Raw genomic sequence first — 20,153 nt, forward strand, 5'->3', positions numbered from 1 at the left:
TCCCTTGGTTTTCCAAGCGCGTCTGTTCCCGTAAAAAACGCTCCGCCGGATTGACAGATACGGGGAGCAAAGGTAGGGTGCGGTCATGCTTTCACGCCTCTTTCTCGCTCTGGCCCTGTTGCTGGGCGGCACGGGACTGTCCCGGGCCGTTCACGTCGTCATGTGCGGCGGCCCCGCGCTCAGGCAATGGGAAGGACTGAGAATACAGCCTGACAGGCATGACAACTGGTGGGCCAACTTTGTCAGGGCCTCCACCATTCGCATCGCCCAGATCCAGCAGCAAGACCCTGCCGCCAGAATCACCTGGATTGTTTACCGCCCCGGTTACGCAACCCGGGGGAAGGAAGACGGCAAACCTTACACCCGCTGGATTGCGGACCTGGCTTCCAAGTACAAAATCAAGCTCGTCTGGGCGGACAGCGCCGACCAGGCCATCCGGGCGCTGAATGCCTCCCCGCGCTTCCGCGGCGACAAGGTGGAATCCTTTTACTACTTCGGCCATTCCAACTGCTATGCGTGGATGCTGGATTACGGCAACAATATCATGGCCGTTTCCACGGAATGGATCCATGAGACGGACCTGAACAGGATACGGCGGGATATTTTCACGCCGCAGTCCGATTGCTGGAGCTTCGGCTGCTATACGGGGGCCAGCATGTCCCGCTGGTGGAAGCGCATCATAGGCGTCCCCCTCTGGGGCAACACGGAATCCACCCGCTACGGCCCCGTCTCTGACGGCAGGCTGCCGGAAGGCGCGGGAAAATGGGTTAAATAGCAGTCTTGCACCGCCCTTTTCCTTCAAAAACCGCTTCCCGATTAATTCTCTTCAGGTTTACGGCGTTGCGTTGCGGCGTTGAAATGCCCCATAGCAACTACAAGTCACATAAAGGGGGACGCTACTGTAGAAAGGATATTTTCTACAATACCTTGCATTGTCTGGCCAGAAGATATCAACAGCGGAGATTTAGCGTCAACTTCGCGCCCCTTAACATCGTTTTCCAGACGGAAAATGGCAAATCAGCCAACTGGCCGACCACGCCTCCAGCCTGAGTCAAACAGATATGAACTTGTCCTTGGACTTGAGCGCTGAAATAAAAAACACGATCTTTCCCGTTTTTCAACAACTGTCCGAGGTGTAAAATCTCGGGCAGTTTTTTCATTTTTAAGCCTGAAGGCTTGCAATCGTATTGCCATATGACCGGGCTGCCGTATAATGAGGGCGGACGGAAAACATCCGTCATTCTCTGACAACAATCATGAACCAAGCACCCCATGTTGCCATCGTCGGCGCCACCGGAGCGGTGGGCGTTGAAATCCTGTCCTGCCTGGAAACACGCAATTTTCCCGTAGGTTCCCTGAAGCTTCTGGCCTCCGCCCGGTCCGCCGGAAAACAGGTTGCTTTCCGCGGGAAAATGCTGACTGTGGAAGAATTGACGGAAAAATCCTTTGATGGGGTGGACATCGCCCTGTTCAGCGCAGGCGGAGGCATTTCCCTGAAATTCGCTCCTGTCGCGGCTGCTGCGGGCTGCGTGGTCATTGATAATTCCTCCGCCTTCCGGCAGGAGCCGGACGTGCCCCTGGTGGTGCCGGAAATCAACCCGGAAGCGGCTTTCAACCACCCCCGCAATATCATCGCCAACCCGAACTGCACCACCATCATCACGTTGATGGCCCTCTTCCCTCTGCATCAGCGTTTCGGGTTGAAAACCGTCATTGCCTCCAGTTACCAGGCGGTTTCCGGCAGCGGCCAGCACGGCATCGCGGAACTGGAAGCCCAGGTTCGCGCCGTCGTGGACGGCCACCCTGTAGTGAAAAATGTTTATCCTCACCAGATAGCCTTCAACCTTCTTCCCCAGATCGACTCCTTTGCGGAAAACGGCTATACCAAGGAAGAGCTTAAAATGCTCAATGAAGGCCGTAAAATTCTCTCCCTGCCCGAACTCAAGGTAACATGCACCTGCGTACGCGTGCCCGTTTACCGTTCCCATTCCATCGCCGTTACCGCCCAGTTTGAAAAACCCGTGGACGTGGAAACGGCCCGCAGCGCCTATAAAGGCAAACCCGGAGTCGCCCTGATGGACAACCCTGCGGAGGGCGTGTGGCCTACCCCGCTGGACAGCACCAACGGAGACACCTGCTACGTGGGGCGCATGCGCATGGACATGGCGATCGACAATGCCCTGACCCTCTGGGTCGTGGGCGACCAGGTCCGGAAAGGAGCCGCCCTCAACGCCGTACAAATCGCGGAATTGCTGGTCAACCGCTGAACCGCTTCCTCCCCCGCACCTATCCCATAACGCCATGTGTGAACAATCTCTGAACGACTACATCACGGAACAATGCGCCCTGATTGACGCGGCGCTGGACAGGCTGTTGCCCGCAGAGGACGAAAGTCCCGAAACCATCCATAAAGCCATGCGCTACAGCATATTTGCGGGTGGGAAAAGAATGCGCCCCGTCCTTTGCCTGGCGGCGGCGGAGGCCTGCGGAGGCCTGGCGGTGGACGCCCTGGTTCCCGCCTGCGCCGTGGAAATGATGCATACGTACTCCCTCATCCATGACGACCTGCCAGCCATGGACAACGATGATTTGCGCCGCGGGAAGCCCACCAGCCACAAGGCTTTCGGAGAAGGCGTCGCCATTCTGGCGGGAGACGCTCTGCTGACGGAAGCTTTTGCCGTAATCGCCCAGGTGGACGACACGGAACGCTATACCGTCAGGGACTACGTAAGGGAACTGGCAGCCACCGGCGGCAGCACCATGCTCATTGGAGGCCAGATTCTGGATTTGGAGGGAGAGCGCAAGCAGCTCTCCGAGCCGGAAGTGCGCACCGTGTACGAAGGGAAGACGGCCGCCCTGCTGACCACGGCCCTTCGCTTCGGCGGCATGTCCGCAAACGCCACGGAAGCCCAGTTGGAAGCTCTGACGGACTTCGGTTACAACCTGGGACTGGCTTTCCAGGTGATTGACGACATTCTGGATCTGACGGCGTCCACGGAAAAACTCGGCAAGACCGCCGGCAAGGACGTCAATTCCCGGAAATCCACCTGTCCGTCCCTGATCGGCCTGGATGGCGCCCGTTCCGAAGCCAAATGCCGCACCCAAGCGGCTCTGGATGCCCTGATGATCTTCCCGGAAGAACGCCGCGCCCGCCTGGTGGAACTGGCCAATTATCTTCTTAACCGCGAATATTAAGCCGCTTCTTCTTTCATGTCCTCAGAAACCGTATCCGACAACGTAGAAACCCTGATCAATCTGGCGCTGGCCGAAGACTTCGGCTCCGGCGACGTGACTTCCACCTATTTCGTCCCGGAACATCTGACAGCCAGGGCTATTTTGACTCCCCGGAAAAAAGGCGTTCTTTCCGGCGTCAATGTCGCGGCGGAAGTTTTCCGCAAGGTGGATCCCTCCCTGAAGGTGGAAGTTTACCTGCACGACGGGGAAGCCGTGGCGCCCGGCGCCGTGGTGATGCTCATTGAAGGCTCCGCCCGCTCCATCCTGGGGGCGGAACGCACCGCCCTTAACTTCATCCAGCGTCTTTCCGGAGTAGCTACGCTCACCAGACAATACGTGAAAGCCGTTTCCCACACCAGCGCCCGCATTCTGGATACCCGCAAAACCACCCCCGGTTACCGTCTGCTGGAAAAAGCGGCCGTCGTTCATGGCGGAGGCACCAACCACCGCATGGGCCTTTATGACCGCGCCATGGTGAAAGACAACCACCTGATGACGGACGGGAATACGGGACACCTTCAGGAATGCATCAACAGGCTGCGGAAGGAAAAGCCCGGCGTGGAAATCCAGCTGGAAGCGGACACCCTGGAACAGGTGGCTACCTTCCTTAAACTGGAAGGCGTGGACCATATCCTTCTGGACAATATGACGCCGGAAATGCTGAAACAGGCCGTCGCCATGCGCGGAGAACGCACCACCCCCCTGATGGAGGCCAGCGGAGGCGTTCATCTGGACACGGTAGCCGCCATTGCGGAATCCGGCGTAGATTTTGTCTCCGTAGGCTATGTGACCCACTCCGCCCCCTCCCTGGATCTGGGGCTGGATTTCAGCGTAGAATAACCCCTCATCATTCCCTACGTCATGGACCTGTCTAATTTCAGAGAAGAATACCTCAAAGGCCAGCTGCACAGAAAAGATCTGGCGGAAAATCCCTTTGAACAATTTCAAACCTGGTTTGAACAGGCCCTGAAAGCGGATATTCCGGAACCCAACGCTTTTTCCCTGGCCACGGCGGATGCGCAGGGCAGACCGTCCCTGCGCACCGTGCTGCTCAAATATTTTGACAGGACGGGCTTTGTTTTCTTCACCAACTACGGCAGCCACAAGGCCCGTGACATTGAAGAAAATCCGCAGGTCTGCATGATGCTTCCCTGGGTCATGCTGGAACGCCAGATCATCATTTACGGAAAAGCCGTTAAAGTTTCCCGCGCGGAATCCCTGAAATATTTCCTCACCCGCCCCAAGGAATCCCAGCTTGGAGCGTGGGTTTCACACCAGAGCTCCGTCATCTCCGGGAGAAAACTGTTGGAAATGAAGCTGATGGAGCTGAAAAACAAATTCTCCAAGGGGGAAATTCCCCTGCCCTCCTTCTGGGGCGGCTACCGAATCATCCCGGACACCTTTGAATTCTGGCAGGGCGGCCCCGGCCGCGTGCATGACCGTTTCATGTACAAACTTCAGGAAAACGGTTCCTGGACCATTGAACGCCTTCAGCCATGATCTCCCGGCGCACAACAACCCAGGGCCTTTCTTTCCTGGACGTGGCAACACCGCTCTGCACGGCATCCCTGTACCTTCAGGGAGCGCACCTCACCTCATGGAAGCCGGAAGGGCATGAGGAATGCCTCTTTCTTTCTCCCAATGCAGCCTTTGCCCCCGGCAAAGCCATCCGCGGAGGAATTCCCGTCTGCTGGCCCTGGTTCGGCCCCCGGAAAGGCGCGCCGTCCCACGGCATAGCGCGCATTTCGGAATGGCGCCTCCACCACCAGGAAATGGACAAGCGCGGCAATGTCCTGCTTTCCCTCGCTTTCTATCCGGAAGAGGAATCCTATCCCGCCGCCATCCTGCGCCTTACACTGGGCAGCACGCTGACCATGAAACTGGAAACCACGGCGCGCACGCAGCCCTGCAAACTCACGGAAGCCTTCCACAACTATTTTGCCGTCGGCAACCTGACCAAATGCCGCGTTCACGGGCTGGAAGACATCCCGTTCCGGGAAGAAGCCGCCCAGCCCATGAAACACGGAGAACGCCCGCTGGCGCCGTTGGGGTGTCTGGACCGCGTTTACGACATCCCTTCCTATTCGGGAAAAACAATACTGGAAGACCTTATGTTGAACCGTGCCATCACGGTGGAGCGGAACCATGCCTCTTCCGTCATCGTCTGGAATCCCGGACAACAGGGCGCCGGCAACATGGCGGACCTGGGCGCGGAATCCTGGAATAAATTCCTGTGCATTGAAACGGGGAATGCGGCGCCCCGTTCCATTTCCCTTGCTCCCGGGCAGACCCATACCCTTTATCAGAAAATTTCCGTAAAGCATATGGAGGAAGCTTGTTCCCCTTGTTAAAACGGCAGGCAGCATTACCTCTCCAGTAACATTCCGGGGCACCCCCTTGTTGACCTTCCTGAAAAGCCCTTACAGTTGAATTTCAGTATCCCCTTTCTTCACTGAATAATTACTGTCATTAATGATTAAAGAGTAAGAGGCATTCGACCTGACCGATACCGTGCCTTTCCCATCAAAAACAATATCGGTTGCAATGCCGCCAAATCTCAAATTTTTGATCCCATGACGGCCCTTGTTTTTTTTCAACCTCCACCGCACTTCTTTTCTGGCTGCGGACACTTCCTTGAATCCCAGCACATTTTCAATAAACAGGGAAATCGGCCCTAGGGCTGACCAGCCGCAAAATTCCGGTCTTACACGGCGTCCGTGTTCCGTGGAAGGAGCATTTCCGCTTGGGCTATAGCACTCCCAGATGGTATGCGGCTCTATGTTCCTGTAAGCGGCAAGCTGCTGGCTGATAACCTTCTCGGCAATAGCGTCGGCTTCTTCATGATAGCCATACTTTTCAATAGCCTTAATGGTCATATACGTCGTCGGCAGCCAAATCCCCCCTCTCCAATAATCCCCGGTCTGATGATGATAATCCTTATCTGAACGGGCCAGGGAAGGAGTCGGATAACTGCCTCCGAATTCTTCGGGATTCATCAAATGCCTGACCATGCTTTGAGCCTGTTCCCTGGAGGCGACCTGAGCCAGAAGGGGCCAGTAGGATGCAATGGTTTTAACGCGGCAGGGCCGTTTGTCCGAGATGGTTACATCGTAGTAAAATCCCTCCTTCTTATCCCAGTAAAGATGGTTAATCTTGTTCTTAAGCGCTTCATATTCAATATTCCATTTCTTAGCTTCGTCCGCATTGCCCAGAGCCTGCTCCATATCGGCAATGCAGCGGGCGCTGAGCGCCTGCTGGGAAATGGCATCCACCCATAAAACGTTACGATAGCCGCCGGCGTCACGCCCGCGGGGAGTATTATCCATTCCGCTCGCTCCCCCCGTCCAGGTAAATCCGTCAGCGCCGATGGAATTCAAGTGGATGTTCTGAGGAGAACACGCAAACCGTTCCCCTGATTTGGCCTGGGCAAACCAGTTGAAGTGCTTTTGCAGATATTGCTTCTTATTCAAGAGATCATCCAGGCGGTTCTTATCACCGGTGAAGTCAAAATATTCTTTCTCCACCCACGCAAATAACGGGGGATTGTCCACCAAATGGACCTTAAGCGGAGTAACGGCTTTTTCGTGAACAGGCTTGTAAAGGTTATCCAAACTCTCAACTCCGGGAAATGACCTGGGCGCATATTTGGCGAAAAGCACCATGAAACAGGTATCCCATATCCATATTTGATCTTCATAGCAATTCTCATCCATATAAGGGGACGCGGGAAGGCCTTCCGGCCCTTTTCTGACGCGGCCTGCCGCAATTTCCCATGTCTTATGATAAAGATCCACCATTTCCCGGTTTGGATGCACCGGAAGGGGAATCTCTTTTTTCCAATCCCGGTTAATGCAGGAATCCGGATGGGTTGTCGCGGAAAATCCCTGCAACGGGGCTGACAGCAGGAGAACCGAACCTGTGATTGCCGATAGTTTAGCGTTCATCATTATTTTTTGTTTACTGAATTAAAGGTTATTTTTTCAGAAGTTCCCGGAATGCAATATCAGCCATGATCACCTGCCCATTGGCATCGGGATGAACGCCATCGGGAAAAAGTTCCGGTTTATTCTGAAAAGGGGTAAAGAAGTCGATGGTTTTACATTGGTTATCCCTCGCGACCTGCTTCACAAGAGGGACGATCTTAGTTTCCACCGTTTCCTTGTCAATTTGGCTGGGAGACTGCCATGAGGGAAGAGGTATTGCGCAATAGATTTGAATGCCGGGCATGTTTTCCCTCAGTTTGGCGATGATGTCGGAATAATTCTGCTTAAACTCGGACAGGAATTTCCTGTTCTGCGGTTTGGCGTCATTGGTGCCTAAAGCGATAATGGCAATCTGCGCATGAGAATTGAGCGCGTTCCGGTACTCGCCTGTTTTGATATACGGAAGGTCCCCCCTGGTTAAAAGGGTACGCCCGTTTATCCCACAATTCAGCACATCCACTTCCTTCTGTTTGAATTCCTTCTTCAGCTTTTGCTCCAGAAGATGGCTCCAGCGTAAAACGTCCTTATTGGCTCCGGCCACTCCCGCCCCGAACGTATTGCTGTCTCCCAGGCACGCAATGCGCAAGGGGACAGGCTGTCCGGTAACGGAAAGAACAAAGTCTACAATATGGGCAGGGTTGTCAAAACCGTGCGGATGGTGGCCGCCGGGACGGCGGACAACTTTTACGGGGCCTCCCAGCCTGGCGTAACGCTTGGCGAAAATATCCGTATTCTCTTCAATAGGGACTACATCATCTTCCGTCCGGGAAATGAACAACAAAGGAATTCCGGCTTTAGCCATGCCGCGCATATTGTCCACGGGATTACCTTGATAGGACAAAGCCTGCTGTTCATTAAAGCCATAAGCGCGCAGGCATTTGTTCCAGTCATCCGGCGAACCTTTGCCCTTGCCTCTGCCCGCCGGCCAGCTTTTGAAATCACAGACGGGGGCATCCACATAAACTCCAGCCACGCACAAAGGATTCTTTTCCGCCCAGTTCAGCGCATAAAGGCCTCCACGGCTCAGTCCGATCAATACCGGTTTTCCGGAAAATTGGCGTTCATCCACCAGGTACTTGTAAAATTGATCCATAACCCCCATGGCCTTGGGAGAACCGTAAAGGTCTTCCATGCTGATAAATACCGCCGCGTAACCGCGTTTCACCAATTCAAGATCCGCGACAGGCTTATAATCGAAAAATTGCGGGCGCCATATCCACAACTGTTCTTTTCCTGGGGCAGCAGGCTTGTCGGGAAAGACGATGAATGCCCTGCGGCCTCCTATGGTAAACTCCTCCCGCAGAAAACCGTTCCAGGAGGAAACCGTTTTAGGGAATTGGCGCCTGGCCATCTCCCGGTCATACCCCGGAATCTCCGGGCGTGCATGTTTTGTTTTGACCAGCCATGCGTTTCGGGCTTCTTCATGTTTTTTCATCGTCTCCGGCGTCGGGCGGTTCTCTTTTTTCGCGACTTCCGCATCAAGGCCGAGCTCCGGAACCAACCCGGCAATAACCTCCCGGGCAATCATGTGGTGCCCTTCCGGGCCGGGGTGCACGCCGTCACCGGAATACCTGAACCCGGGATTTCCGGACTTCTCACTGGCAATGAGCTTCCGAAGTCCGGGACGGATATCAATGACCTTCCAGCCATTTTTTCTTTTAGAAACCAGCCATTCCGCGTACTTGCCCAATACGGCGTCGTACTCAGCCTGTTCAGCGGAATCTCCCCGGAACAATGGAGGAGTAATGAAGACAACCTCCGCTTTTACCGCGTCGGCAGCCTCTTTAAGGCGGATATTCCCTTCCTGGTACGCTTGAAAACGCGCCTTGTCAAATGCCTGCATAAGGCCGTCATTCATCCCGTAGCATGCCAGAATCAGTTGTGGGCGGTACATCTTGAGAACCCGGTCAAGGCGCTCATGCAGGCACGGGCGGGGGAATCTGCCGCCCGCATGGCCATACTCGCTCAACCCGGCTACCGTCTCGCTGGGAACGGCAAAGTTGACAATCTCGCAGCCCGCAAACTTTTTATCGGCTTTCAAGGCGTTTTCCACCTCATTCGCCCATGGGCCCGCATAAGCAATACTGTCACCCAGAATGGCAATCCGGCTCTTATTCAAAGGTTGGGCATGAAGCAGCATACCCCCTCCCAAAAAACACAGCAGGACCGACAATAAACAATTTAGCATTAACAATAAACGCATTTCACAATAATATGGTTGTACTTATTACTACTGAAAACGAAATAGATTTCTTGCAAGATACGGGAAAATGCCGATCGGCAAGTTCCTGTACCGTTTCATGAAACAAAAAACCCGGCATTTCACCAATTCCGGCCCTGCCCACTTCCCGACAATCACGGACTATTCCTTCCTTTACAGCGTCCCCCCCTTCCCCAATTTCCCCATTGCCGCCGGAGACCCATAAAAACCGGAAAACCGTTTACGCTTCCTCCCGAAAACGGATGGAGGCGGAAGAAGTCCTTGTCCTGAAGAAATAGGGCAGGATTCGGCTTGCCAAAAAGTCTCTTTTAAGGTTTGGTATGTTCCGAGCCTTTTGGCGCGTTCCCTATCAAGATGCATACAAACCCACCTTCCGATGTTGGCAACGCCGCAACCTTTATTGCGGAAATTTACGGTCAGGATGTCTTCAACATGGAGACCATGCGCAATTACCTGCCCCGGCCCGTTTACAAAAAACTGCTGGCTACCATCCGCAAGGACGAAAAACTGGACCCCGACATCGCCAATGAAGTGGCTCAGGCCATGATGACGTGGGCTCTGGAAAAGGGAGCCAGCCACTACACGCACTGGTTCCAGCCTCTCAATGGAAGCACGGCGGAAAAGCACGACTCTTTTGTGGACGTGGACCCGGAAGGAAATCTGGAACTCAAATTTTCCGGCAAGAGCCTGGTTCAGGGCGAACCGGACGCCTCCAGCTTCCCTTCCGGCGGTCTCCGCGCCACCTTTGAAGCACGCGGCTATACCGCATGGGACCCCACCAGCCCCGCCTTCATCAAACGGACGGAAAACGGCGCCACGCTCTGCATCCCTACCGCCTTCTGCTCTTACAAGGGACAGGCGCTGGACAAAAAAACGCCGCTCCTGAGATCCATGACTGCCGTCACCCGGCAGGCCAAGCGGCTGCTTTCCTGCTTCGGCGGTCCGGACAACATTCACGTCAGCGCCGACCTGGGGGCGGAACAGGAATACTTCCTGGTGGACAAACAGCTTTATGCCCTGCGCCCGGACCTGATGATGTGCGGACGCACCCTTTTCGGCAATGTGCCCCCCAAGCACCAGCAGATGGAAGACCACTACTTCGGCTCCATCAAGGACCGCGTGCTGGAATTCATGGTGGACGTGGACGAAGCCCTCTGGAAACTCGGCATCCCCGCCAAAACGCGCCACAATGAAGTCGCTCCTGGCCAGTTTGAAATCGCGCCCATTTTTGAAAGCCAGAACCTGGCCGTGGATCACAATATGCTGGTCATGGAGGTGCTCCGGAAAACCGCCAACAAGCATGATATGGTCTGCCTGCTGCATGAAAAGCCCTTCTCCGGCATGAACGGCTCCGGCAAGCACAACAACTGGTCCCTCTCCGCCCCCGGTTACGGGAGCCTGCTCAATCCCGGTTCCAGCCCGCAGGAAAACGCCATCTTCCTCACCCTGCTCTGCGCAACCATCAAGGCCGTGGACGAACATGCGGATCTGCTGCGCGCCTCCGTCGCCAAATCCGGCAATGAACACCGCCTGGGCGCTCATGAAGCGCCTCCGGCCATCATTTCCATCTTCCTGGGAGATTTGCTGGATGACATCATTGAGCAAATTGAGAAAGGAAGCGCTAAAAAAGCGCGCACTCAAAAGACCATCAACATCGGCGTGGACACCCTGCCCATGTTCCCCCTGGACGCCTCCGACCGGAACCGCACCAGCCCCTTCGCCTTCACGGGCAACAAATTCGAATTCCGCGCCGTAGGTTCCTCCCAAACCTGTGCATGGCCCATGACGGTGCTCAACACCATTGTAGCGGAAAGCCTGGATGAAATCTGCACCATCCTGGAACCCGTCAAGGACAAGCCCGAGGAATTCCACGCCACCCTCAACAAGCTTCTTCAAAACATCATCAAGAAGCATAAGCGCATTCTATTCAGCGGAGACGGCTACGGAGAAGCCTGGGTCGAGGAAGCGGAACGCCGCAATCTCCCCAACATCCCCGGCACCATTGAAGCTCTAGCCGCTCTGGAAACGCCCAAGGCCAGGGCGCTTTTTGAAAAATATAAAGTGGTCAGCCCCGTAGAACTCCACGCCCGCCATGAAATCCAGACGGAAATATTCCACAAGGAAATCAACATTGAAGCGGAAACGGCCCTCCTGATGGTGGAAACCCTTTACATCCCCGCCGTAACGGAACAGCTCACGCAGCTTACCAACGCCATTGCCCAGATGAAGGCATCCGGCATCAAGGCGGGAATAAAAGCCACTACGGACCGCGCCAACCAAATCGGCACGCTGCTGGACCTTCTCCCCGACCAGGTGCGGGAACTGCGCCGCGCCGTGGATGAAGCCGATACCAAGGCCATCCAGACGGGCATGGACAATTTGAGAAGCACCATTGATATGCTGGAAGGCTTGACGGACGCAAACCTTTGGCCCGTTCCCACATATGCGGAACTGCTCTTCCTGTAAAGCAAGCGGTCTTTTCTGAAATAGAAAAACACTGTCTATCAATCATAAAGATTACTTATCCCCGTGCTTTCCCCAAGAAAAACGGCAAATTAATCGCCTGACGGATTGACAAAACAATCAAAATAGTTATCCTTTCCGTCCGGTTGTGCATAGGCCGCTTAGACGGACGGCACTGAATCTAGTAATTCACAAGAAGCATCTTTCAACATCATGAGCAAGAGGACTTATCAACCATCCAAGCGTTGCCGCAAGCGTCAGTTCGGATTCCGTGCACGCATGGCCACCAAGAACGGAGCGGACATCATCCGCCGCCGCCGCGCTAAAGGCCGCAAGCGCCTGCTTCCCAAGGGAGCCGAAATCCAGTACAAGCGCCACACCATCCAGCACGGCCGTTAATCCAGCCGCAAGGATCCGGTTAACGCCTCCTTGGAACTTCTTTTCACGGGCCGACCCGCGGGAGATGCGTCTTACTCGTCAACAAAGCATGACCAGGGCATTTCAATTTGCCCGGGTACGCAACGAGGGACCATCCGTAGCAGGTCGGCTTATTGTTTTAAGCGCGGCCCTGTTGGAGCGCCCGGAGGAACCCTCCAAATTCGGCATCATCTGTACGAAAAAAATCGGCTGCGCCGTTGTCCGCAACAAACTGCGAAGGCGCGTGAGGGAAATACTGAGGGCGCACGGGGCTCCTTTTGAAAACGGCGTACACCTGGTGTGCGTCCTCCGCTGGCGGGCCGTGAAAGCCAGCTACGCCGACCTGGAACGGGACTGGCGGAAAGCCGCCCGCAAACTCAAACTGCAACTTCTTTCCCGGGAACAAGACAAGACATGATGAAATGGCTGCTCATCACCCTTGTGAAGGGGTACCAAACCTTCATCAGCGCTCCCCTGCATGCCCTGGGGGGGCCCGGGAGCGGCTGCCGCTATACGCCCACCTGTTCCCAGTACTTCATCCAGGCCGTCCGCATCCACGGCGCCTGGCGCGGCTTTCTTCTTGGCACATGGCGTATTTTAAGATGCAACCCGTGGGGCGGATCAGGTTATGATCCTGTGCCCCCGGCGCGTCCCCCACGCTGATCAATTACCCTTCTTTCCTTTTCCTTTCACCAACTCCAATCAAGCTATATCACATTATGGATCGCACAGCATGGATCATCATTGGCATTTGCGCCGCCCTTCTGGGCCTGAATATTTACATGGGCAACAATAAAAAGGCTGAAACCGCCACCATTCCCGCACCGCAGACGGCTGCCGCCGCAGCCAATGCCCCGGTTACCGGTGGCCTCCCCGGAGCTGGGACCTCCGCCCCGGAACAGCCCTCCGTCAATAAAGCCCTTGAAGAAGACAAAACCGCTCCAATCACTCTGGTAGCCACGCAGGAAGTGAACGGCAGGCAGGAACCTTTCATCACTTACAAGTTCAACCGCATAGGAGGCTCTATCGGTACGGTTACCCTGCACAACGACATTGTGGACTCCCAAAAAGTCGCGGACCATAACATCACGATCAACGAAGCCCAGCAGCGGGGCATCGGAGAACTCGTCTTCAACATGGACGCCACCCAGGATCCTTCCTATGACAATACCGTGTATAAGGAAGTGAAACGCACGGCTGACTCCGTAACCCTGGAAGGCTATGACCCCGCACGGCAGCTTTTCATCTCCAAAACGTACACCCTGCACCCCGTCAAAAATCTGGAAGGGGAAGTACTGCCCGGCAGCAAATACCTCATTCGCCTGACTGTCTCCCTGCTCAATAAATCTCCCAATGTCCAGGATCTGCGCTATATGGGCATCTTCGGCGGGAGCGCCTACCCCATCGCCAAAAGCGAACCCAAAGATACCTACACCCATTTCTTTTACCACGCGGACGGCTCCCTGGAACAGGAAGTGCCTTCCTATTTCACGGGCGGCTTTTTCAGCAGCGCCAAGGCCCGCGTCCTGGAAGGCCCCCTTCAGGACCTGACTTATGCCGGCGTCATGAGCCAGTATTACGCCACCATTCTTCTTCCCCAGGATCAGTCCAGGGGCTCCACGGTGTACGCCACCCGCCAGGAATTCCCTCTGACGCATGAAGGCAACGCCCTGGTGCCCGGCGTCACCGTAGCCATGGGAATCCCCAATCTGACCATGGCCCCCAATGAAATCAAGACACTCACCTATGACATTTACACCGGCCCCAAATTCAACGCCTACCTGCGTGACCTGAATCTCTCCTATCCCGCCATCAGCGATATCATGGCATACGGCTGGCTCGTATTCCTGAGCGTTCCGATGAACTGGCTGCTCAACCTCTTCCACGGGTGGTTCGGCAACTGGGGCGTGGCCATCATCTGCATGACCATCGTTGTCCGCGCTCTTATCTGGCCGCTGCACAAAAAATCCTATATGGCCATGAAACGCATGTCCCTGGTTCAGCCGGAGATGGTCAAACTCAAGGAGAAATATCCGGACGACCCTCAAAAGGTGAACATGGAAATGATGAAGCTGTACCAAAAATACGGCATCAACCCGGCCAGCGGCTGCGTCCCCATGCTCATCCAGATTCCCATCTTCTTCGCCTTCTACCGAGTGCTCCAGTATTCCGCGGAACTGAGGGGCCAGCCCTTCTGCCTGTGGATGACGGATCTCTCCCTGCCTGATACCGTGGGCCACCTGTTCGGCATTCCCATCAATATTCTGCCCCTCATCATGGCCGTAACCATGATTATCCAGATGAGGATGACGCCTCAGGCGGGGGAACGCTCCCAGCGCATTATCATGAACCTGATGCCTGTGATGTTCTTCCTGTTCTGTTACAATTTCGCTTCCGCCCTGGCCCTGTACTGGACCACGCAGAATTTGATCTCCATAGGACAAACGGCCCTTATCCGCCGCCTGCCCATGCCCGTGCTTTCCCCCGCCAAAAAGAAGAAGTCGGGCTTTTTCCAAAAGATGATGGAGCAGCAGCGCGCGGCCCTGGAAGAACAGCAGCGCCAAGCTAAAGGCCGCAATATGCGCAATATAACGCCTAAAAAGTAGGAATCCCTGTTTTTCCTTCCGCCTCTTCAAGTGCGACCGCCCCGCGGCCGCACTTTTTTCATGGAAAGGAGCAGAAAAAGATATTTTGCCGGCGCAAGCCTCAAAAAAGGAAAGGGAACTCCCTTACAGAAATTCCGCAAAAAACCGGCCCTTTCCTGATGGAGAGGGCCGGTTTCCTCGTCATATATTCATTTGCGTAGTTAATTGGAGCGGCTTGGCAGAAAAAGCCAAACACCCGTTGAAGCAAACCTAGCGGATTACGAATTCGCGGCCATTCTCTGATCGCCTGAATAACAAAACCATCAGTCAGTTACCTTCCAATTTATTTTTTTATTAATTGCCATTCTCTCGAATTTTCAAAACCAAAACTCCACTAACACATTTCTATTCAAACTTTCCGGTTGATTTCGAATTCGTAATCCGTACAGAACCGGGTATTCCTGGAACATTTGTCTCCAAATGGCCCGGCCATGAAACAGCGTGCACGCCTCTGAAAAAATGGGGGCCTCCGCACCCGCGGAGGCCCCAGCCTTACCCCAAACAACAGAAAACTGCTGCATGCTTCTTTCAGGAATGCATAGCCAGGGCATGCCGGTATTCCACCGGGAATACCTTGATGAATTTGCCGCGTTCTTCCGGCCAGTTATTTAACAGGTCGTAAGCCCTTTGGCTCCTGGTAGCCATGTAATGCTCGTAAATGAGCTGAAGCAGTTCCGCTTCATCAGCGGAATGCGGCATGACTGTTTCCAGGTCCACGCTGCCCAGGTTGCATTTCTGATCGAAGTTGTTGTCCGCATCATACACGTAGGCCAGGCCGCCGGTCATCCCCGCGGCGAAATTGACGCCCACCTTGCCGAGCACCGCCACACGGCCCCCGGTCATGTATTCACAGCCGTGGTCGCCGATGCCTTCCACCACCATTTTGGCGCCGCTGTTGCGGATGGCGAAACGTTCCCCGGCCTGCCCGTGAAGGAAGATGCTGCCGGAAGTGGCCCCATAGCCGATGACGTTTCCGGCGATGACGTTGTCCGACGGTACGTAGGAAATATGGTCCGGGGGGCGCACGATGATTTTGCCGCCGGACAGGCCCTTCCCGACAAAGTCATTCGCTTCCCCGACAAGTTCAAAGGTAATGCCGGGAGCCAGAAAAGCCCCGAAGCTTTGCCCCGCGCATCCAGTGAAGTGCACCGTCAGCGTATCTTCCGCCAGGCCGCGCGGCCCGAATTTCATCACCAGTTCGCCGGAAAGCTCCGTCCCCACCGTCCGGTCCACATTACGGACGTCGCGGCAGAGTTCCATCTTTTCCCCCTTTTCCAGCAGGGGCTTCAATGCCGGCAGCAAATGGCGGCGGTCGTAGTTGTCCAGCGGTTCCTTTTCAAAAGAGGGGTCAAATCTGCGTCCGTCCCCCTCTGCCGCATGCAGGATGGAGGAGAAATCCAAATGCCGGGCCTTGTAAAAATCTATGGCGCGGTTGACGGAAAGCAGATCCGTCCTGCCTACGGCTTCATCCAGGGAACGAAGCCCCAGGGAAGCCAGGATTTCCCGCGTTTCCCGGGCCACAAAGCGGAGGTAGTTGATGACGTATTCCGGCTTGCCGCTGAATTTGGCCCTCAGGGCCGGATCCTGCGTAGCGACGCCTACCGGACACGTATTTTCATGGCACCTGCGGAGCATGGCGCAGCCGATGGAGATCAAAATGGCGGTTCCAAAACCGAATTCCTCCGCCCCCAGCAGGGCGGCCATCACGACGTCCCTCCCGGTGCGCAGCTGGCCGTCCACCTGGAGACGGACGCGGGAACGGAGCTTGTTAAGCACAAGCGTCTGCTGCGTTTCCGCCAGCCCCAGCTCCCACGGCAGCCCGGCGTGCTTCACGCTGGTGAGAGGAGAAGCGCCCGTTCCGCCGTCGTGGCCGCTGACCACAACCACATCCGCATGAGCCTTCACCACGCCCGCGGCAACCGCGCCGATGCCCACCTCGGAAACAAGCTTGACGGAGACACGGGCATCCGGATTGGAGTTGCGCAGGTCGTAAATTAACTGGGCCAGGTCTTCAATGGAGTAAATGTCATGGTGCGGAGGAGGAGAAATGAGGCTGACGTTCGGCATGGAATGGCGCAGCCGGGCGATGTACGGATCCACCTTGTGCGCCGGGAGCTGCCCCCCTTCCCCGGGCTTGGCCCCCTGGGCCATCTTAATCTGGAGCTCGGAAGCGTGGCGCAGATAATTAATAGTCACGCCAAAACGCCCGCTCGCCACCTGCTTGATGGCGCTGTAGCGAACTTCGCCCCGGGCGTTGGGTTCATAGCGGGCTTCATCTTCCCCCCCTTCCCCGGAATTGCTTTTGGCTCCTATTTTGTTCATCGCAATGGCGATGGTTTCATGGGCTTCCGGACTGAGGGAACCCAAAGACATGGCCCCGGAAACGAAACGGCGCAAGATGGAATTCACGCTTTCCACTTCTTCCAGGGGGATAGCGTCCGCCGGAGCAAATTCAAACAGGCCGCGCAGGGTGCAGAGATGCTGCGCCTGCCGATTGCTGTAATCCGCGAATTCCCGGTATTTCCGTTCGTCATTGTCACGCACGGCAGCGCGGAAAGCCTGAAGCGTCTGCGGATTCCAGAGATGGTTCTCCCCGCCTTTTTTATACTTGTACTGCCCTCCCGCATCCAGCTTGTCCCCGTGTTCCGCGTGTTGAGCGGCGCGCTGGTTGCATTCCGCGGCTATTTCATCCAGCCCTATGCCGCCTACGCGGCTGACGGTGCCGGGAAAGAATTCGTCAATCAGTTCCCGGTTCAGCCCCACAGCCTCGAACAGCTGGGAGGAGCGGTAGCTGCGCAACGTGGAAATGCCCATCTTGGACATGATTTTGAGCAATCCCTTGTCTATGGCATTGATGTAGTTTCCGGAGGCTTTCACCACATCCAGCGGGCAGTCCTGCGGCGCGGCCAGGGAAGTAACCGTCGCCAGAGCCAGGTACGGATTGACCGCCGTGGCTCCGAAGCCCAGCAGAAGCGCAAAATGCATTGTTTCCCTCGCCTCCCCGGTTTCCAGAATCAGCCCCATGTCGGAACGCAGCCCGGCGGAAGCCAGCGCGCGATTCACCACGGAACAGGCCAGAAGGCTGGGAACGGGAAGGTAGCCGTTCCCTATGTTGCGGTCCGTCAGCACCAGAATGCGCACGCCAGACCTGACCAGGCCCACGGCGGATTCCGCCAGGCTTTCCAGCGTCTCCCGCAGGGCTTTCCCGTCCCCGCCTTCCGGGAACTGGAGGGGAAGCCTGGCAGAGGGGAAGCCGGCCTCCCGAATATTGCAGAGGCGGTTGAGCTCTTCATCCGTAATGACGGGACGCGCCATCTTGATAAGACGGGCATGCTCCGGCGTTTCTTCCAGAATGTTGGGATGGTTGCCTATGTATGTGGTCAGGCTCATGACCAGCTCCTCCCGGATGGGGTCGATGGGAGGGTTGGTCACCTGGGCGAACAGCTGCTTGAAATAATTGAACAGGAGGGGAGCCTTTCCGGAGAGAACGGCCAGAGGCGCGTCGTTTCCCATGGAGCCGAGAGGCTCCGCGCCTTTCAGCATCATGGGACGGATGATCAGCTCCACATCCTCCTGGGTGAATCCGAACTGGCGCTGGCGGCCCACTAGGTCCGGCATTTCCGCAGAGGCGGAAATGGAATCAAACAGGGAACGGACGGAAATCTTGTTTTTCTCCACCCAGCGGCGGTAGGGCATGCGCCTGGCCATTTCATTCTTGGTTTCAGCATCGGATACCAGCCGGTGGTGCACCAGGTCGCAATAAATCATTTCCCCGGGACGGAGGCGGCCTTTGCGGGCTACTTTTTCCGCGGGAATGTCCGCCACGCCCGTTTCCGAAGCCAGAATGAAAATGTCATCCGTGGTCAGCGTATAGCGCGCAGGGCGCAGGCCGTTGCGGTCCAGCATGGCTCCTGCATTGATACCATCGGAAAAAACGACGGCGGTCGGGCCGTCCCAGGGTTCCATCATGGCGGAGTGGTATTCAAAGAAGCCGCGCACATCCGGCCCTAAATGGTAATTGACGCCCCAGGCCTGCGGCATGAGCATGAGCATGACATGGCGCAGGTCCCGCCCGGCGGCGGCCAGCAGCTCAACCATGTTGTCCAGACAGGCGGAATCGCTCTGGCCGGGGGGAATAAGGGGCAACAGCTTTTGCAGGTCATCCCCCAGCAGGGTGGAGGACAAATGCGGCTCACGCACGCTCAGGTGGTTCAGGTTCCCGCGCAGGGTGTTGATTTCCCCGTTATGCGCCAGATACCTGAAGGGATGGGCCAGGCTCCAGGTTGGGAACGTATTCGTGCTGTAGCGCTGGTGGACAAGGGCCAGAGGGGATTTGAAATGCTCGCTGGCCAGGTCTCCGTAAAATCCTTCAATCTGCGTGCCGAGGAACAGCCCCTTGTACACAATGCTGCGGCTGGAGCAGCTGCACACATAACAGCCTTCCACGCGCCGTTCCATTTCCCGGCGCATCACAAACAGCTTGCGTTCAAATTCCGCCTGATCCGCAAAACCGCTGCCGTCAATGAACAACTGACGAATCAGGGGACATGTGCGCTGGGCGTTTTTACCGATGCTGTCCCGGTCAACGGGAACCTGCCTCCACGCAATCACGCTGCCGCCGTTTTCCGTAACGGCGGCTTCCAATTCCTCTTCATGGCCGCATCCGCCGAACATCATGGCCACCCCGTATTTGCCTCTGGCGGGAAGCTTGTTGGGAAGCGCCAGGCGGAAAAATTCATCCGGAAGGGCCAGCAGAATGCCCGCGCCGTCCCCGGTATCCGGATCGCTTCCCACGGCTCCGCGGTGCATGAGCCTCTTGAGAACAGTAATTCCCATTTCAATGATTTTGTGGCTCGGTTCATTTTTCAGGTCAGCCACCAGGCCCACGCCGCAGGCGTCCCTTTCCTGTTCAAAATCATACAATCCCTGCGGCGCGGGAATGCCTGTCTCAAATTGATCGCTATTCATCAGTTTGCTGTTTTGTTTGGGTTAAGCTGACTTATTTGCAGCAAAAACCGTGCCAACATTGCCCAGACTTCCTATTTTTCCGCTTTCAAACTGTTTTACCCCCGTTTTACAAAGACTGACGCGGCTGCCGGCATAACAGGACATTTTGAAGCGGAATAAAAATATCGTTCCCCCCGAGAAGAATTTTTTACATTTTTGTAATCACCCTTTTGTTGCAATTTT

The 20,153-nt window shown here is 55.8% G+C and carries 16 protein-coding genes; 12 read left to right on the plus strand and 4 right to left on the minus strand.

Annotated features, from left to right (window positions below; all coding sequences use genetic code 11):
* Positions 1–85 precede the first annotated feature (85 nt).
* Positions 86–775, plus strand: a complete 690-nt coding sequence (locus B3075_RS00550; protein ID WP_094135563.1) for a hypothetical protein — start codon at positions 86–88, stop codon at positions 773–775.
* Positions 776–950: 175 nt separating this feature from the next.
* Here the strand turns inward: B3075_RS00550 and B3075_RS00555 are convergent, their stop codons facing one another.
* Positions 951–1,241 (minus strand): hypothetical protein, encoded by a 291-nt coding sequence (locus B3075_RS00555; RefSeq protein ID WP_143245523.1) that lies wholly within the window; start codon positions 1,239–1,241, stop codon positions 951–953.
* 15 nt (positions 1,242–1,256) lie between these two features.
* Between B3075_RS00555 and B3075_RS00560 the strand changes: the two genes are divergently transcribed.
* Genes B3075_RS00560 through B3075_RS00580 form a run of 5 tightly spaced genes read left to right on the plus strand, consistent with a single transcriptional unit; the run spans position 1,257 to position 5,585 of the window.
* The gene (locus B3075_RS00560) at positions 1,257–2,267 is read left to right on the plus strand and encodes an aspartate-semialdehyde dehydrogenase (RefSeq protein ID WP_094135561.1); all 1,011 of its coding nucleotides are present in this window, start codon (positions 1,257–1,259) and stop codon (positions 2,265–2,267) included.
* Positions 2,268–2,301: 34 nt separating this feature from the next.
* Complete coding sequence (locus B3075_RS00565; RefSeq protein ID WP_094135560.1) at positions 2,302–3,195, plus strand: polyprenyl synthetase family protein; 894 nt, start codon at positions 2,302–2,304, stop codon at positions 3,193–3,195.
* Between the two features lie 15 nt (positions 3,196–3,210).
* A complete protein-coding gene (gene nadC / locus B3075_RS00570; RefSeq protein ID WP_094135559.1) occupies positions 3,211–4,074 on the plus strand; it encodes a carboxylating nicotinate-nucleotide diphosphorylase in 864 nt (287 codons plus the stop codon).
* Positions 4,075–4,095: 21 nt separating this feature from the next.
* A complete protein-coding gene (pdxH, locus tag B3075_RS00575) occupies positions 4,096–4,734 on the plus strand; it encodes a pyridoxamine 5'-phosphate oxidase (protein WP_012420302.1) in 639 nt (212 codons plus the stop codon).
* Positions 4,731–5,585 (plus strand): D-hexose-6-phosphate mutarotase, encoded by an 855-nt coding sequence (locus tag B3075_RS00580; protein WP_290489614.1) that lies wholly within the window; start codon positions 4,731–4,733, stop codon positions 5,583–5,585. Before pdxH ends, B3075_RS00580 begins: the two co-directional genes overlap by 4 nt.
* Before the next feature lie 69 nt (positions 5,586–5,654).
* Here the strand turns inward: B3075_RS00580 and B3075_RS00585 are convergent, their stop codons facing one another.
* Positions 5,655–7,181 carry an amylo-alpha-1,6-glucosidase gene (locus B3075_RS00585; RefSeq protein WP_290489613.1) on the minus strand — a complete coding sequence of 509 codons (1,527 nt, stop codon included), beginning with the start codon at positions 7,179–7,181 and terminating at the stop codon, positions 5,655–5,657.
* 25 nt (positions 7,182–7,206) lie between these two features.
* Positions 7,207–9,357 carry a GDSL-type esterase/lipase family protein gene (locus B3075_RS00590; protein ID WP_290489612.1) on the minus strand — a complete coding sequence of 717 codons (2,151 nt, stop codon included), beginning with the start codon at positions 9,355–9,357 and terminating at the stop codon, positions 7,207–7,209.
* Positions 9,358–9,517: 160 nt separating this feature from the next.
* Here B3075_RS00590 and B3075_RS00595 point away from each other — a divergent pair, with 160 nt between their 5' ends.
* From B3075_RS00595 to yidC, 6 genes are all read left to right on the plus strand, one after another.
* On the plus strand, positions 9,518–9,643 hold the full coding sequence (locus B3075_RS00595) for a hypothetical protein (RefSeq protein ID WP_290489611.1): 126 nt from the start codon (positions 9,518–9,520) through the stop codon (positions 9,641–9,643).
* A gap of 149 nt (positions 9,644–9,792) precedes the next feature.
* Positions 9,793–11,904, plus strand: coding sequence for a glutamine synthetase III (locus B3075_RS00600; protein WP_290489610.1), 2,112 nt, complete (start codon positions 9,793–9,795; stop codon positions 11,902–11,904).
* A gap of 210 nt (positions 11,905–12,114) precedes the next feature.
* Positions 12,115–12,300 (plus strand): 50S ribosomal protein L34, encoded by a 186-nt coding sequence (gene rpmH / locus B3075_RS00605; RefSeq protein ID WP_012420297.1) that lies wholly within the window; start codon positions 12,115–12,117, stop codon positions 12,298–12,300.
* A 64-nt stretch (positions 12,301–12,364) separates the two neighbouring features.
* Entirely contained in the window at positions 12,365–12,736 is a 372-nt protein-coding gene (rnpA, locus tag B3075_RS00610; protein WP_290489609.1) for a ribonuclease P protein component, read from the plus strand.
* Positions 12,733–12,981, plus strand: coding sequence for a membrane protein insertion efficiency factor YidD (gene yidD, locus B3075_RS00615; RefSeq protein WP_094135554.1), 249 nt, complete (start codon positions 12,733–12,735; stop codon positions 12,979–12,981). Before rnpA ends, yidD begins: the two co-directional genes overlap by 4 nt.
* A 56-nt stretch (positions 12,982–13,037) precedes the next feature.
* On the plus strand, positions 13,038–14,924 hold the full coding sequence (gene yidC / locus B3075_RS00620; RefSeq protein WP_290489608.1) for a membrane protein insertase YidC: 1,887 nt from the start codon (positions 13,038–13,040) through the stop codon (positions 14,922–14,924).
* Between the two features lie 567 nt (positions 14,925–15,491).
* Here the strand turns inward: yidC and gltB are convergent.
* Positions 15,492–19,931, minus strand: coding sequence for a glutamate synthase large subunit (gltB, locus tag B3075_RS00625; RefSeq protein WP_290489607.1), 4,440 nt, complete (start codon positions 19,929–19,931; stop codon positions 15,492–15,494).
* Positions 19,932–20,153 lie beyond the last annotated feature (222 nt).

Origin of the sequence: Akkermansia sp. UBA7090 (genome assembly GCF_002493465.1) — a bacterium.
Lineage (GTDB): Bacteria > Verrucomicrobiota > Verrucomicrobiia > Verrucomicrobiales > Akkermansiaceae > Akkermansia > Akkermansia muciniphila_A.